The organism is Halovivax cerinus, from assembly GCF_024498195.1.
Lineage (GTDB): Archaea > Halobacteriota > Halobacteria > Halobacteriales > Natrialbaceae > Halovivax > Halovivax cerinus.
Window position 1 is genome coordinate 2804787 of the sequence record NZ_CP101824.1, and the last position, 15503, is coordinate 2820289.

A 15503-nucleotide genomic window follows, 5' to 3' on the forward strand; every position below is an offset into this window, starting at 1 on the left:
TCGTGTGTCGACCGATTTAGTCCCCCCACAATCCTCACGGTGTGGTGAACCACCGACGTAGCGTCGGCGGACGACCGAGACCCGCTCACTGGCGTGGGTCCCGTTCGGGGACTCGCTTCCAGCAGTCGGACAGCCGCGATTCGACGGAGACTGGTATCAGTCTCAGGGAGCGTCTCGGGGGTCAACGAAGCGGTTCTCAGGCCGCTTCGCTGACGTGTTCCCAGATCGAACACCAGTCTTCGACTGCGACGTACCCCTCGACCTTCGCACAGGCGCCCCACGTGTCGCCGTTCTCGTCCGGGATGTACTCGGCACAGTTTCCGCAGGACTGTCCCGGTCGAGCGACCCCGTCTGCGATCGCATCTACCGACTCCATCAGGCTACCGGCGTCTTGACTCTGGAGTTCGTCCGGCGTGCGCTCCTCGCCGGCTTGCGAACTCGCGGTCTGGTAGGCCGCCGGCACCTCGGCCGTCGCCAACTCGTCTTCGGATACCCCATCGGGGACCTCCGGTTCGGGCAACGTCTCGTAAATCGTACACCAGTCCTCGCCGTCGATGTACCCCTCGACCTCCGCACAGGCACCGAACTCGTCGCCGTTTTTGTCCGGAATGTAATCGGCGCAGTTCGCACAGCACGTCCCCGGTTGATGCGCGTCGTTCTCCTGGGCCGCCTCGTAGTCGGAGAAACTGACCTCCGATTTCGGACGCACCTCGTCGGGGTCGCGTTCTTCGGCTCCCAGTGAGGTCGCAGACACGTACACGTCTGGAACGGGACCGCTTTCGAACTCCTCTCGTGAGACGCCCGCCGGGCGCTCCTCGCCGTTCTCGTCGTCGGGATCCGTCGTCTCATCGCCGTCGTCTCCGTCGGTGCACCCACTCAGTGCTGCGACACCGACAGTCGCCACGAGGTACCTCCGTCGACACCACATATCGCCGTTCGATACTCGGTTCCACCGAGAACGCCGCTGTGACATACTCGTGGCGTACTCCGAGGTGACTTTGTTAGGTGTCTCGTACGAGCGGTGTCCGCTACGGCGGGTACGACAGGAGTGTTGACGCTGGTTATTACTTCGCGTTCTCGGTCGATTACCGGGTATCTCTCGTCTGGGTCCGACCGGCTCACTCGGTGCTGGTCGTCGAGGGAGTCGTCGTCGGGACCGGCTCGAGTTCCGCGGTGAAGTGTCTGAGCTCCGGAATCGGCGGGTCGGATGCGAGACGGAGGCCGCGCACCGACTCGTGGTCCTCGAAAACCGACCGAACCGTCTCCGCGACGTGGTCGAAGTGGGCCGGGCCGTAGGTTCGGCGGGGGACCGCGAGGCGGACGAGTTCCGGCCGGTCGGCGTCGGGGAAGGCGAAGCTGCCGAGTTCGACGCCACGAACGCCGCCCTCCAGGTAGCATTCACAGACGAGTGCCTGGCCCGGGAATTCGTCTGCGGGGATCTGTGGGAGGGCCGCAGCCGCGTCGATGTAGACGGCGTGGCCGCCGATCGGTTCGTAGACGGGAACGCCGTCGTCGGCGAGTCGCTCGCCGAATTGCCGGACCTGCTCCACCCGATCCGCGACGTAGGCCGCTTCGACCGCTTCCCTGAGGCCGACTGCGAGCGCCTCCATGTCCCGGCCGGCCATCCCGCCGTAGGTTGGAAACCCCTCGTAGAGGATGGCCCGGTGCTTGCACGCCTGATAGAGGTCGTCGTCGTCCGTCGCGACGAATCCCCCGACGTTGACGAGCCCGTCTTTCTTCCCACTCATCACGAGCGCGTCCGCGTAGCCGAGTTGTTCGCGTGCGATCTCGGCGACGGTCGCGTCGTCGAACTCGTCCTCTCGTTCGGAGACGAAGTAAGCGTTCTCGGCGAATCGACAGGCGTCGATGACGAACGTCGCGTCGATCTCCGCGGCGAACCGGGCGACCTCCCGCGTGTTCGAAACGCTGACGGGCTGGCCGGCCGCCGAGTTGTTGGTGATGGTGAGCACGACCGCCGGGATGGCGTCGGTGCCGACGTCGTCGACGATCTCGCGGGCCCGATCGATAGAGAAGTTGCCGTCGAACTGGCCGCCGCGGGCGGTGGGATCACGGGCCCCGTCGACCGGGCAATCGACCGGCCGGGCGCCCTGGTTCGCCACGTGCGCTCGCGTGGTGTCGAAGTGGGTGTTGTTCAGGACGACGTCGCCCTCGTCGACGAGTGATCCGTAGAGGACGTTTTCGGCGCCGCGACCCTGGTGGGCGGGGACGACCTGTGGAAAGCCCATGACGTCCCTGACGGCCGATTCGAGGCGTTCGAAGCTCGACGACCCGGCGTAGGACTCGTCGCCGCGGTGGAGGGCCGCCCACTGCTCGTCGCTCATCGCGCCCGTACCGCTGTCGGTGAGCAGGTCGATATAGACGTCGTCTGCGTCGACGTTGAAGACGTTGTATCCGGCCGTTTCGAGTGCTTCCTCACGCTCGGTGCGTGACGGCAGTCGGATCCGCTCTGAGACCTTCGTTCGGTACGTTGGCATACTGGACACAGGGGCGTTGGCGTGAAGAAATCGAGTGATCGTGCCTGTTCATCACCGATCCGATACTCGCTCTCGTGGCGGTCCCCGTCCAGCAACCGATATCCGCCACCACCGGTGGACGAGGCCGTCGGAGACGGCAGGGGTGCGGCGGGCATGGGACCGCCCGGTTACGGCAGTCGTGTTAGGGGGCGTGCGATCGTGACCGTCTCCGCTTCGAGCGAACCGGTCACGAGCGGTGCCCGTCGATCCGGCCAGTTCGCGATCCGTCGTCACTGGCTGAGAGTCGATGCTCGTCGTGACGGGACCGGTACCGTCCCGTCGGTCCGGGCGAAATCAGTACGATTTATTGGGCCGGTCGTGAAGGTTCGAGCATGCACAAACACGTTTCTCTGTTGACGCGCACGGACGCCGTTTCGCACGACGAGTTCGTCGACCGTTGGCAGGCCGCCGACCTAGACGAGGAGATCGACGGCGTCGTCCGCTATCACGAGGTCCTCCCGACCATGCCGGAACACGCTGAGTTCGACGGCCTCGCGGAGTTCTTCTTCGAAGACGAGGCGGCCTACGAGGACGCAGTCGACGACGATTCGCTCGTCTCGAACGTCGGCGGGGAGTTCGCCGAGGCCGTCGCGGACGAGCGCGGAATGGCCGGCGAGCCGATCGTCCAGCGCGACGACGTCGACGGCGACTCCGACGAACTGTTCAAGCACTCTGCCTTCCTCGTCCGGCAGGCGGACATGACCCACGAGGCGTTCGTCGATCACTGGCAGAACAACCACACGCCGATCGCTCGCGAGATCACCGGCGTCGTCAAGTACGACACCGTCGTCCCCACGGATCCCGACGCCCAGCCGTTCGACGGCATCGCGGAACTGTACTTCGAGGACATCGACGCCCTCTACGACGCGCTCGGCAGCGAGGGCTCGCGTGACTACGAGGCAGTCGGCGAGATGGCCGAGAAGGCCCGCGAAGACGTGAACAACTTCCTGGCGATCGACGAGCGACCGCGCTTCATCGGCCAGGAACACCTCGTCAGCGGGCGGTGATCCCCGTGTCCGATCTCGCCGCCCAGGTCCGCGAGTCGCTTCCGGAACTGGATGAGATCGAGGACGCAGGCCTTCGCGACCGGGTCGTCGAGGCCTGGATGCTCGGCCTCGAACGGGGCGGCTGGCAGGATATCGCCGATATCCCCTACGCCTGGAACATCCACGAGGTCACCAACGTCGAGCACGTCCGCGGCGTGACGAAGATCGCGCTCGAGGCCGCGCGCCTCCAGCGGGAGTTCCACGGCGCCGACCCCGATCTCGACGTCGTCGTCGCAGCCTGCCTCTTGCACGACGTCGGCAAGTGCTACGAGTACCCCGAGTTTGTCGACGACGCCCTCCTCGACGAACCGGACCCGACCTACGTCAGCGAGGAGATCCCCCACTCGATCTCCGGCTACGCGCTCGCCCACGAGGTCGGCTGTTCGCTCGCCGTGCAGCGGGCGATCCCGCACTTTCTGGGAGAGGTGCCGACGCGGACGCTCGAAGCCGAACTCGTAAAGAGCGCGAACTCCGCCTCGTCGAATGCGATTACAGAGGCGTCCATGGGTATCACGCTCCAGGAGTGGGTCGAGGAGTACTCACAGACGTCCTGACCGGCCTCACCTCCGGACGCCGTTCCGGTGGCGATCCCGGTCCTTCGATCCGGGTACGCGACGCCGAGTCACTGGTCAGTCGTCGAGGGGTTCGTCGAGCACCCGTTCTTCCGGCGTCGGTGCGCTCGGGTGGAGGCCGTATCTGGCGACGCCGTACAGTAGCGTCGTCGTGATCGCAGTCAGGACCAGGGCACCGGCGATCGCTTCGAGGGCGACGAGTCCGACCGATCCAGCGAGCCTGGCACCGAGCGCGGCAGCGGCCTCGGAGTCGGGTGCGGTCGCCAGTCCGTACGGGACGAATGCGACGAACGCAACGATCCAGCGACGTCGTACTGCGTTCGAGAGGTCCGCAACCGAGGTGTTCGCCGCCAGGTTCGAGATCCCGGCGGCACCACCGGCGAGCAACGCGAGCGCAAAGAGCGTCCGGAGCGAGGGGGCGAGCCCGTCGGCCATCCCCACGCCGACGGCCGTGATCGAGACGGACCCGAGGAACTGGACGCGAGACCGGGTGGTGTCGTGCATGCCCGTCGGTAGTGATCCATTACACTAAACTCTCTCGAACCGGCGATAGGGAGTCTGTCCTGACTGTTCAGCGATCGTGAGCGACGACAAACAAAGGACGTATTACCGGGCCGTTCCGAAGTCCCGTCGTGCCCCGTCGAATCGATTGCGACCGACTCCCTCACGCGGTACCGTTCCGCGGTGACGATCCTGGCACCCCTTCAGGTCGGGTGCCGGTCGGTACCGGTCGCCGCCTCGGCTCGGAATCGACCGGTCTCGCTCACACGGATGGTGCTCCATGAGCCTGCTCTGTCGCAGTCTTCGGGCCATTCGGACGGTCTGGAAACGAGACGTACTGTCCAGGCCGGATCGGTACCAGGTGTACGTCTCCTTTCCCACCGACGAGACGCACTCGCGATCGGAGCCGGTCGCCGATCACGTCGCCGAAATCGAGCGTCTCTTCGAAGGGTGGGTCGACGTCTACGCCAGAGCGTCGGGCCTGGCGGTGGTCTCGGACCCGGTTGCGGCCGACCGCGTCGATCTCTCGCAGTTTCGATCCCTCCTGGATCGGATCGAAGAGACCTACGCCGCGACGCACTCGCTCGTGCGACTCGAAAAGTGGCGGACGATCGACGACGCACTCGTGAAGTCGTTCGTCGTCGTCCCGGTCAGACCGCTCTTCCCGCCGACCGAACAGCGCACGGAGAACCGACCGCTGACTGCCCCCGCTTCCGAGTGACGGCCAGTGCTGGCAGCCGTCGGTTTCTGACGGACGATCAGTCGTCTTCGGCTCCGGGCCCGGCCTCGCGGTCGGTACCGCGTCGCTCGCGCGAGGTCGTACCGCCGGTCGTCTCGTCCGGCGCCATCGCGTTGGCACCGCCCATCCAGCGGTCGATGTTCTCCGAGACGTAGTCCTTGCCGCCCCAGCCGAAGGCGACACCGGCGCCGATCGCCACGGCGGCCGCCAGGCCCCAGGCGAGCGCCCGGGCGAACACGTAGAGGATACCGACGTCGATCCCCATCGTCTCCAGGCCGATGACCAGCGCCGTGGCGTAGAGGAAGATTCGCGCGCCGTTCGCGAACCACGACGTGTACGCCGTCTCCGTCGCCGCGCGCGTGCGTTCGATGATGTCGCCGATGAAGTCCGCCACGACGAACCCGATCGTGATGACGAGCAGGCCCGCGACGAAGGCGGGGAGGTACGATACCGCCGTCGAGACCCACTCTGACAGCGTCGGAATCGCCAGTACGTTGGCCGCTGCGAGGATCGCAAGCGCGTAGACGAACCACTTGCCGAGTTTACCGAACGCGCCGGAGACGGCCCGTTCCGATCCACCGAGGACGCGCCCGAGCGGCGTTTCGAGGACCATCCGATCGAGTTCGATCCCGTCGGCGATTCGGCGGACGACCCCGGCGACCGCCCGGCCGACGACCCACCCGATCAGGAGGATGACGATCGCCCCGAGCAATCGTGGAACGTAGACCGCGATGTCCGCGATCGGATCCTGCAGGTAGTCGGGGACCTGTACTTGCTGGACGACCAGTTGCATGTCTCCCATAGCCGTAACGAGGGAGGAGACAGCTTTCGTAATTGTGAGGCTACAAAAAAGTCGGCCGTGAAACAGTCTCGGCGCACCGAGTGCGAACGCGTTGAATGATGGATTACGACCACAGGATCCACAGCATCCATATCCGTGTGTACGGGCCATCAGCGACCGATTCCACGCAGATCAGAACCTGTGTGCTGTGTCGCCTCGGAAGGAGCGAGTAACAATGCCGTTTTACTTTTACACCAACGCTGCCTGCGAGAAATGGCCGTGTCGTGTGCGTACTCCGGATCGACCGGCGACGCTGGCTTGCGATTAGACTGCTTCGAGCCCGGCGTCGCGTCGGAGCGTGTTGATGTACGTGCGGAACCCGGTCTCGAGGTCGAACTCCGGGTCGTACCCGAGATCGGTCTGGATGGCGCTCATCTCGAGTTGCTGGGTCCAGGGCAGTTCACCGTCGTCGCTGACGGTGATGTCGGCGTCGGGCATGATCGTCTGGACGGTCTCTGCGGCCTCGCGGATGGTCGCGACCTCGCCGCGGACGTTGTACACCCGCTGAGAGAGGTCGGACTCGTCGGCGAAAGCGGCCAGGCGGAACGCCTGGGCGATGTCCTCGACGTACTGCCAGTCGATTACTTGATCGCCGTACTCGACGCTGAACGATTCTCCGAGTGCTGGCTTCTCGACGATGTTCGCGAGGAAGGCCGAACCGCCGGTCTCGCGATAGGGGCCGTACGCGACCGTCGGTCGCAGGGCCACGTGGTCTAACCCGTAGTCTTCGTGGTAGATGCGAGCCTGGTGCTCGTTGTACTCCTTCGTCGCGCCGTAGAGCGTGTCGGGGTAGACGAGGTCGTCTTCGGTGACCCAGTCGTCCTCGTAGTTCGTCGGCGGCGCGAAGACGGCCGCGGAGGAGGCCCACGCGACGCGCTCTACCTGATCGTCCAGCGTACGTGCAGCCTCGAAGACGTTGTTCGTCCCCATGACGTTCACGTCGATCGCCGCCCGCGGGTTCTCGCGGGCCGTGGTCGTCAGGAGCGCGGCCAGGTGAACGATGCGCGTCGTCCCCGTCTCGCGGACGGTCCGGATCACGTCCGTCGGATCGGTGACGTCACCACGCACGACGTCGACCTCGTCGGCGACGCCGAGTTTCGCCAGAATGCTGGTGTCGGTCGAGAGGTCGTAGGCGACGGCGTCGTGGCCGTGCTCGATCAGATCGGCACAGATGAACGAGCCGATAAAGCCGGTTCCGCCGGTTACGAGTACGGTTTCGTCGGACATTCGTTCGAACAGAGGCGTTCCACGGTAAAAAGTGTATGCAGATCGGATCGAATCGCGTCGGACGAGGCCCGACGGGCGACGACGGTTACTCGTGGAGTCCGCCGACCGCCTCGTAGAACGACGAGGTGAGGTGTGCTTCCATCTCCTCGTCGCGATCGATGCGTACGTCGATAACGGTCGGTACGTCGCGGCGTTCTTTCGCGGCGACGAGCGCCGACGCGAGGTCGTCCGGCGCAGTGACACGGTCGCCGACAGCGCCGAAGGCCTCCGCGACTCGCACGAAGTCGGTGTCGTGGAACTCGACGCCGGCGATGTCGCCGTCCTCGTCCTGCATCTGCCGAACCATACCGAGGCTTGTATCGTTCAGGACGACGAACGTCGGGGCGACGCCGTACTCGACGGCGGTCTCGACGGAGTTCATGGTCATGGCGAAGCCGCCGTCGCCGGCGACGGAGATGACGTCACGGTCGGTGGTCAGCGCGGCGCTGACACCGGCGGGCACGGACCAGCCCATGCCGCCGACGCCGCCGCTGCCGAAGTAGGTGCGGACGCCGGGCGTCTGCAGGTAGTTGAGCAGCCAGAACCGGTTGTTCCCGGAGTCGGCGGTAACGATCGTTCCGGCGTCGACGACGGCCTCGATCTCTTTGATCGCCCGCTGGGGTTTGATCGGTGAAGCGTCGGACTCGCAGGCAGGGGCGTGGAAGTCTTCGCGTGCGCTGGCCGCCCGGTCTCGCGCCGCCTCGGAGTCTGCGCCGGCGTCCTTACCGGCGCGCGTTTCGAGCCCGGCGAGTGCGTGGGTTGCGTCGCCGATCAGACCGACGTCCGCTGGGTAGACCCAGCCGGCGTTGCGCGCGTCGATGTCGGCGTGGACGATCGTCTGTTCGTCCGGGCGGATGAAGCCGGGTGCCTGCCAGTTGGTGTCCATCGGGTTGAGCCGACAGCCGACGACGCAGAGGACGTCCGCGTCGCTGACGAGCTGGTTCGCCCCCTCGTGGCTGAACGAGCCGATGACGCCGCCGGCGAGTTCGTGCGTCTCGGGAATCGTCGACTTGCCGAGGTAGGAGGTGACGACGACGGCGTCGTAGGCCTCGGCGGTCGCCTGCAGCTCGTCGTAGGCCTGGGCCGCGTGGACGCCGTTGCCGGCAATGATGACCGGTCGGTCCGCGTCGGCGAGCGCGTCGGCCGCGTCGTCCAAATCGTCCACGGCGGGAGCCGCTTTCCACGTCCGAACCTGTTCGTCGGCGTCCCAGACGGGTGGCGTTGGATCCTCGGGCACCTCTTCGTGGACGGCGTCGCCGTCCAGGATGACGGCCGTCGGTCCCGGTCGACCGGCGACTGCGTGTTTGAACGCGAGCTGGAGGCTGCGGATGGTCTCCGTCGGCGTCCGGGGGAACCAGTGTTCCTTGGTGATCGAGTCGAGGATGTTTGGCAGGTCGAGCCCGCCGTAGTCGCCGCGCGATTGCTGGTAGGGCGCGAGCGTGGAGTACTCGCCACGTTCGGAGGCTTCCGTGATGGCCACCATCGGTGACGAGGCAAGTCGGCCCTCCATCTGTCCGATCGCCCCGAGGCTGCCGATCCACGGGCCCTGTCCGGCCAACACGCCCGGTGTCTGCGTGAGACGTCCGTGTACTTCGGCCATGACGCTGGCCTCGCGTTCGTCGCGCGGTCGAACGAGCGTGATCGAGGAGTCGGGAACTTCGTCGAGCAGTTCGATGACCCGGCCGCCGGGGTACCCGAAGATGTACTCGACGTCGAGGTCGTCGAGCGTCTCGACGAGCGCCTCGGTCGTTCGCGTCATCGACGAGTCACCTGCCGATTCGCGTTCGGTCGTCGGTACGGGGCGGCGGACGGTCGGTGCGCGTTCGCGTCCGTCGACGCAGTCGGGTCTGGCGATCGACCCCCAGTAACCTGCATGACATAGTGTTTCGCGTGCGGTACCTTTGTTTTATTGATACCGACCGAATCGACCGCGACCGTCGAGGCGGTCTCTGCCCGCCGGATCCGTATGCCTGCGTGGAAACCGCACAGACGGTCGAACGGTAGCCTTTTTGGTCGATCCCGCGAGGCTATCGAATGGCAATGACGTTTCACGAACGCGGCTTCATGGAAGGGACGCTGGGAACGCAGGCGGTCGACTGGGAAGGCCGTATCGACACCCAGCGGCTGCGCGAGGAGCGAAAACAGCGCGCCCTGGAGCGCCTGCAGGAGACGGACCTCGGCGCGATGCTCTTGCTCTCTGATCCGAACATCCGCTACGTCACCGGCCTCGCGATGACCGGCGGCAGTGGCGCCGATCACTACACCTTGCTGACCGAGGACGGTGACGTGGTCCACTGGGATACGGCCGACCACGCGAGCAACCAGCGCGCGAACTGCCCGTGGCTGCAGGACATCCGGTACGCCTGTCCCGGCCTGGGGAACGTCCCGCGCGCGTCGGGCAGCGACTCTGCGCGTCGCTTCCTGATCTCGACGATGGTCGAGACGGTGACGACGGCCATGGACGAGTACGGCGTCGCGAACGAGAAACTCGGCCTCGACGTCGGCAACTCGGGACTGGTCTCCGGGTTCGAGGACACCGGTGTCGAGGTCGACGTCGCGACGTGTAACGCCGTGATGGAGGACGCTCGCAAGATCAAGACGGAGGACGAGATAGAGGCGTTGCGGATGGTCGCGGCGATCTGTGAGGCCGGCTTCCAGACGATTACGGAGACCGCGACGCCCGGCATGCGCGAGAACGAGGTCTGGGGCGAGGCCGTGGGCGAACTCTGGCGCCACGGCGCGTTCGTCGGCGGCGGGTACCTCACCTCAGGCCCGAACACCTGGCCGAAACACCAGGCGAACACGACTGATCGGATGATCCGCCCCGGCGATCTGGTCTACGCCGACATGTACAACATCGGCTATCTCGGCTACCGTTCGTGTTACTACCGCACGTTCTCCATGGGCGAACCGACCCAGGCCCAGCAAGACGCCTACGAGACCGCGCGCGACAACCTCTACGACGTCCTCGAACGGATCGAGCCCGGCGCGACGACGGACGAGATCGCGCAGGGCTTCCCGGACATGGAGGGCGAGCACGCCGACTTCTACGACGCCGACGAGCACTGGCAGATGACCACCAACCACTGGGCCCACGGCCTCGGGCTTCAGCTCTACGAGGTTCCGCTCATCTGGCGCGGCCTCTCGCCAGACCACCCGATCGAGATCGAGGAGGGCATGACGATGGCCGTCGAGACGCAGGAACCCGCCGATCGGCAGGGCGTCCGCGTCGAGGAGATGGTCGTCGTTCGCGAGAACGGCGTCGAGATCCTGAGCCAGTGGCCCGTCGAGGAGATCACGACGATCGACTACTGAACCCGACGGTCCTGCCGTTTCTCGGCCGCCCGCGGACCCGTCGAGATGCGGACGAGCCGATCGGAGTCGAGAGATGTATAGTGGTCTCTGAGAAACCAGTTCGTATGCAACTCGGGACCGGACTCTTCACCGGCCAGCGCCGACCCGACGACGAGCGAACGACGAGCGAGCGCTACGACGAGATTCTCGACCTCACCGCCCACATCGAGGACGTCGGGATCGACAGCGCGTGGGTCTCCGAACACCACTTCCTGGAGGACGAGTACCTCTCCGGGACGTTGCCGACGCTGGGCGCGATGGCGGCGGTAACTGACGAGATAGAGATCGGTTCCTGCGTGGCGCTCGGACCGCTGTACGATCCGATCCACCTCGCCGAGGACGCCGCGACGGTCGATCTCCTCTCGGGTGGCCGGAGTACGCTCGGACTCGCGATCGGATCGCATCCGACGGAGTTCGACGTCTTCGGCGTTCCCCTGGAGGAACGCGCCGACCGGCTGGCCGATCTCGTATTCTTCCTCGATGGCGCCTGGAGCGAGGGTGACCTCGGCTACGACTCCGACTTCCACGACGTGCCAACCGACGTCTCGATCACGCCAAAACCTGACGACGGACACGTCCCCCTGATGCTCGGTGGGGCGGCAAAACCCGCGGTTCGCCGGGCGGCCAGAACTGCCGAGGGCTGGTGCGCTCCGTCCTCGCTGTCGATCGAGGACGTTCGCAAGCGCGTCGAGGACATCAGGAACGTCCGCGAGGCCGAGGACATCGACGGCGACTTTACGATCTACGTCCTCCAGCACGGGTGGGTCGGCGACTCCTGCGAGGAGGCGTGGGAGGCGATGCGAGACGGCTACCTGTTCATCCAGCGTCGCTACGCCGAGATCTTCTCCGGCGAACCCGTCGACTCGCTGGACGAGGAGCGAATTCAGGAACTCAAAGAACAGGCCATCTTCGGGACGCCCGAGCAGGTGACCGAGGAACTGGACGCCTACCGGGAGGCCCTCGGCGACGATATCCACTTCATCTTCCGGACGTACCACCCCGGAACCGATACCGAGGCGATGCGGGAATGTATGACCCGTCTTGGTGAGGAGGTCGCGCCGCAACTGCGATAAGACGGTTTTTGCCTCGGTCGCGGGTACCGTGGTCCATGAACGTTCGCCCGCTCCGTGCCGACGAGATCGATCGACTGATCGACGACTGCTGGCTGCCGTTCGCCCGTGAGATGGCCGACCTCGACGCGTACAACGAACTCGCCGAAGACGTCAGGGCGGACGCGCGGTCGTACCGGCAGGCGAAGCTGTCGGATGAGTCGACCGCCACCTTCGTCGCGACGGTCGACGACGAGCTGGCCGGATACGTGCGGGTGACGGCCGATCAGTCTCCGCCCGTGTTCGCTCGCGGGCCCGAAGCGACCGTCGGGGAAGTGTCCGTCGCGCCGTCGCATCGTGGCGACAGTCTCGCGACGGCACTCCTCGATCGAGCCGAGTCGTGGGCCGAGGACCGCGGCTGTGAGTACGCTACGTTGTCGGTCAACGAACGGAACGAGTCCGCACGGGCCGTGTACGATGCACGCGAGTACAGCGTCCGTCGGTACAAGGTGGACAAACGCCTCGGCCCCTGAACCGACTGCGCGATCGAGCCACGCAGGTATCGGCCACCGGCCGTGGATTTCGATGCTGTGGTTCGTCCGATCCGAACGGGCGGTCGACACTCACCGCGGGTTCCTGAGTGCCGCTTCGACGAGTTTCGACTCGGCCTTCCGGAGGTGCTGGTGGAACGTCGACGGGGCGATGTCGAGCGAGTCGGCGACGTCCTCGCCGGAGGCCAGTCGCGGCCACTCGAAGAACCCGCGGAAGTAGGCGGCCTCGATGCTCGATCGCTGTTGCTCGGTGAGCGAGTCGAGCGGGTGGTGCCCGTCCGCTGCGAGTGATCCGTCTCGCGTGAACTGCCTCCGGGAGAGCAAATCGATCTGCGGGTAGATGTCGGTCATCGCATCGACGAACGCCCTGATATCCGTGTGGGGCGAGAGCTGGACCGTCAGTCCGATCTCTCCGTCTTCGAGGATCGCCTCGTCGACGTACCCGCCCCGGGAGGCGATCACCGAGAGAATCGTCGGCTCCGTGAGCCGTGCCGAAAACTGGATCGAATCGCCCGTCTCTCGAATCGTCAGGTCCGCCCAGGTCTCCGTCGTCTCGCTGAGTCGTTCGAGATCGTCGACGGCGTCCGGGGTCACCGTTCCGTAGAGATGGAAATCCGATTCCGACACCTGCGTGACGTGGTCGATCCGGGCGGTGCCGTCCATCCCGATGGCTGCATCCAGCTGGCCGAAGGCGTCCGGGACGTGGAACTCGATCTCGACCACTTCGTCGCTCACGAGCGCTCGTTTGCGTTCAGTCGCAGCGATCGCGTGACCGATCACCTCGCCGAGCTGGGCGACGACCGCACGCTCCTGAGCGGTGAAGGCGGTCGGCCGATCGGTGTAGACGTTGAGAACGCCGTAGACGGTGTCCTCGTGAACGATGGGGATGGCTGCGGAAGCCTGGAAATCGTAGGCTTCGGCTGTGTCTTGCCAAGGATCGTACCGATCGTCCTCCTGTGCGTTCCGGGTAACCTGGAGCTCGCCGGTTCTGAACGCGCGACCGGTCGGTCCACGACTTCGTTCGTCGGCTGGGTCGGTCGAGATGGTAACGTCGTCGAGGTAGCCCTCGATACCGGCCTCAGCACGCATCGAGACGGTTTTCGAGTCGATCCCCGCCGTTCCCACCCAGGCAAATTCGTAGCTTTCGGCGGCCGCGAGGCGCTCGACGACCGTCTGTTCTATCTCCCGGCGCGTCGACTGGTCGATCACCGCGTCGGTGAGTTCTCGGACGACCTCGTTCAGCCCGTTGAGCGCTTCGAGCCGTTCGCGCTGGTCGACGAGTTCGCGTTCACGCTCGTCCCGGTCGATCGCCGACGCGAGGATGGACGCGACGGTTCGGACGAAGTTCGTGTCGGTCTCGTCGACCGACCGGCGCTCGGTGTCGTGGACGCCGAAGATACCCCACGGCTCCTCCGTCGGCCCGATGACGACGCTGATCCCGCCTGCGACGTCGTGATCGGTGAGGAGCGCCGGCCCGCTGAACCGGGTCTCCTCGCGGAGGTCCTCGACCACGACCGGTTCCTCGGTCCGGAGCGTGTAGGCTGCCTGCGAGTCGTCCTCGGTCGCCGAGACCGCCGTCTCGCCCACGAGCCCGTCGTCCCAGCCGACCCCCTCGCACAACTGGAGCTCCTCGCCGTCCTCGTCCAGATCGAGCACCTTGCAGTACTCGGTGTCGAGCGTCTCGGCGACGAGTGTCGTCACGTCGTCGAGCAGTTCGTCCACGTCGTGCATCTCGAGTGCTCGACGGGCGATCGTCGCTACTACGTTTTGTTGCTCGACGCGTTTTCTGAGTCGGCGTTCTTTTCGCTTGCGAGCCGTGACGTCGCGCGTGTAGACGGAGACGCCCGAATCGGAGGGGTAGATCGTGTACTCGTACCAGACCCCGGTCGTGTGGCTTCGCTCCTCGTCGACGACGGGTTCCTGTGTGGCTCGAGCCGTCTCGAGTGCCGATCCGAACTGCTTCGACGTCTCGGTGGCCGTGACGAGTCGGTCGCCGATGTCGTCCTCGTCGACGTCGAGTATCGCCTTCGCACGATCGTTTACGTACGTGAGTCTGTCTTCGTCGTCCAGGCCGTAGACGCCGTCCGAGACCCGATCGAAGACGGCGTCGAGCTCTCGCTCCAGCTCGTCGCGCTGTCGTTCGACGAGATCGGCGTGATCTTCGAGACGACGTTCGTACGCGCGTCGATCGGTCATGTCGCGCGTCACTTTCGTAAATCCCGTGAGGGTCCCGTCGTCGTCTCGGATCGCCGTGATCGTCACGTTCGCCCAGAACCGGGTTCCGTCGGCCCGACAGCGCCACCCCTCGTCTTCGATCGACCCCAGTCGCCTCGCGGCCTGCAGGTTTCGTTCCGGCACCCCCTCGGCGACTGCTTCGTCGGTGTAGAACGTCTCGAAGTGCGTCCCCACGATATCGTCCGATTCGAACCCCTTGATTCGTTCGGCGCCGTCGTTCCAGCTTTCGACGAATCCGTTCGGATCGAGGGCGAAGATCGCGTACTCGGTAACGGCGTCGACGAATTCGTCGAACTGGATCGAGATACCTCGTCCGTTCGCCAGCGTTTCAGTGCCGGATATCGACGAGGGTTGGCCGTCGCCGCCGTCGACCTCGCGCCACCAGACCCGGGCGCTCGCGCCCACCTTCTTCGTCTGGACGACGTCTCGATCGGCGAGCCGCTCGAGGCGTTCGTACGTGGCCCGACGTCCCAGGTCGAGCCGAGAAGCGACCTCCGACGTCGAGAGCGGTTCGGCGCGACCGTCGAACGCGTCGACCGTCTCCCGGAGTGCGTCCGTCAATCCCTGTGTCGTCATTATCCGGCAAATGGACCGTACCGCTGTCAACCCTCCGCCGGCGGATGCCGGGTCTATCGGCTGGGCCGACTGTCGTTGCCTGCTGAACCGATCGGACGAATCGAACGGAGTTACCGAATCGGTATCGAAAGATTACCCTAATCGTTGGCGCTCGTCACTTAGGGTCGTCCGGTTCTTCGTACGAGATACGTCGGTGGTAGTCCGGGTGACGACGGGCGGCGTTCACACTCGCCCCCGTC

13 protein-coding genes are annotated in these 15503 nt (G+C 65.6%); 6 read left to right on the forward strand and 7 right to left on the reverse strand.

The window, feature by feature from the left end; translation table 11 throughout:
• Positions 1-196 precede the first annotated feature (196 nt).
• Positions 197-904: a high-potential iron-sulfur protein gene (locus NO366_RS13265; protein WP_256531272.1), complete on the reverse strand. Its 708-nt coding sequence runs from the start codon at positions 902-904 to the stop codon at positions 197-199.
• Between the two features lie 214 nt (positions 905-1118).
• Positions 1119-2495: a tryptophanase gene (locus NO366_RS13270; RefSeq protein ID WP_256531273.1), complete on the reverse strand. Its 1377-nt coding sequence runs from the start codon at positions 2493-2495 to the stop codon at positions 1119-1121.
• A 371-nt stretch (positions 2496-2866) separates the two neighbouring features.
• Between NO366_RS13270 and NO366_RS13275 the strand changes: the two genes are divergently transcribed.
• Both NO366_RS13275 and NO366_RS13280 read left to right on the forward strand, forming a co-directional pair.
• On the forward strand, positions 2867-3541 hold the full coding sequence (locus NO366_RS13275; RefSeq protein WP_256531274.1) for an EthD domain-containing protein: 675 nt from the start codon (positions 2867-2869) through the stop codon (positions 3539-3541).
• Positions 3542-3546: 5 nt separating this feature from the next.
• Positions 3547-4134 carry an HD domain-containing protein gene (locus NO366_RS13280; protein WP_256531275.1) on the forward strand — a complete coding sequence of 196 codons (588 nt, stop codon included), beginning with the start codon at positions 3547-3549 and terminating at the stop codon, positions 4132-4134.
• A 75-nt stretch (positions 4135-4209) separates the two neighbouring features.
• Here the strand turns inward: NO366_RS13280 and NO366_RS13285 are convergent, their stop codons facing one another.
• Entirely contained in the window at positions 4210-4656 is a 447-nt protein-coding gene (locus NO366_RS13285; RefSeq protein WP_256531276.1) for a hypothetical protein, read from the reverse strand.
• A gap of 277 nt (positions 4657-4933) precedes the next feature.
• Between NO366_RS13285 and NO366_RS13290 the strand changes: the two genes are divergently transcribed.
• Positions 4934-5374, forward strand: a complete 441-nt coding sequence (locus NO366_RS13290; RefSeq protein WP_256531277.1) for a hypothetical protein — start codon at positions 4934-4936, stop codon at positions 5372-5374.
• A 37-nt stretch (positions 5375-5411) separates the two neighbouring features.
• On the opposite strand, the gene NO366_RS13295 is transcribed toward NO366_RS13290, so the two are convergent.
• The 3 genes from NO366_RS13295 to NO366_RS13305 all read right to left on the reverse strand — a co-directional run bounded on the left by NO366_RS13295 (position 5412) and on the right by NO366_RS13305 (position 9258).
• Positions 5412-6194, reverse strand: a complete 783-nt coding sequence (locus NO366_RS13295; protein WP_382274186.1) for a mechanosensitive ion channel family protein — start codon at positions 6192-6194, stop codon at positions 5412-5414.
• Between the two features lie 303 nt (positions 6195-6497).
• Positions 6498-7460 (reverse strand): NAD-dependent epimerase/dehydratase family protein, encoded by a 963-nt coding sequence (locus NO366_RS13300; RefSeq protein WP_256531278.1) that lies wholly within the window; start codon positions 7458-7460, stop codon positions 6498-6500.
• An 85-nt stretch (positions 7461-7545) separates the two neighbouring features.
• Complete coding sequence (locus NO366_RS13305) at positions 7546-9258, reverse strand: thiamine pyrophosphate-binding protein (protein ID WP_256531279.1); 1713 nt, start codon at positions 9256-9258, stop codon at positions 7546-7548.
• A 281-nt stretch (positions 9259-9539) separates the two neighbouring features.
• Between NO366_RS13305 and NO366_RS13310 the strand changes: the two genes are divergently transcribed.
• The 3 genes from NO366_RS13310 to NO366_RS13320 all read left to right on the forward strand — a co-directional run bounded on the left by NO366_RS13310 (position 9540) and on the right by NO366_RS13320 (position 12435).
• Positions 9540-10814: a M24 family metallopeptidase gene (locus tag NO366_RS13310; RefSeq protein ID WP_256534027.1), complete on the forward strand. Its 1275-nt coding sequence runs from the start codon at positions 9540-9542 to the stop codon at positions 10812-10814.
• Between the two features lie 104 nt (positions 10815-10918).
• Entirely contained in the window at positions 10919-11926 is a 1008-nt protein-coding gene (locus NO366_RS13315; protein ID WP_256531280.1) for an LLM class flavin-dependent oxidoreductase, read from the forward strand.
• A gap of 35 nt (positions 11927-11961) precedes the next feature.
• Positions 11962-12435 carry a GNAT family N-acetyltransferase gene (locus NO366_RS13320; RefSeq protein WP_256531281.1) on the forward strand — a complete coding sequence of 158 codons (474 nt, stop codon included), beginning with the start codon at positions 11962-11964 and terminating at the stop codon, positions 12433-12435.
• A gap of 90 nt (positions 12436-12525) precedes the next feature.
• On the opposite strand, the gene NO366_RS13325 is transcribed toward NO366_RS13320, so the two are convergent.
• A complete protein-coding gene (locus tag NO366_RS13325) occupies positions 12526-15264 on the reverse strand; it encodes a bacterio-opsin activator domain-containing protein (protein ID WP_256531282.1) in 2739 nt (912 codons plus the stop codon).
• Between the last annotated feature and the right edge of the window lie 239 nt (positions 15265-15503).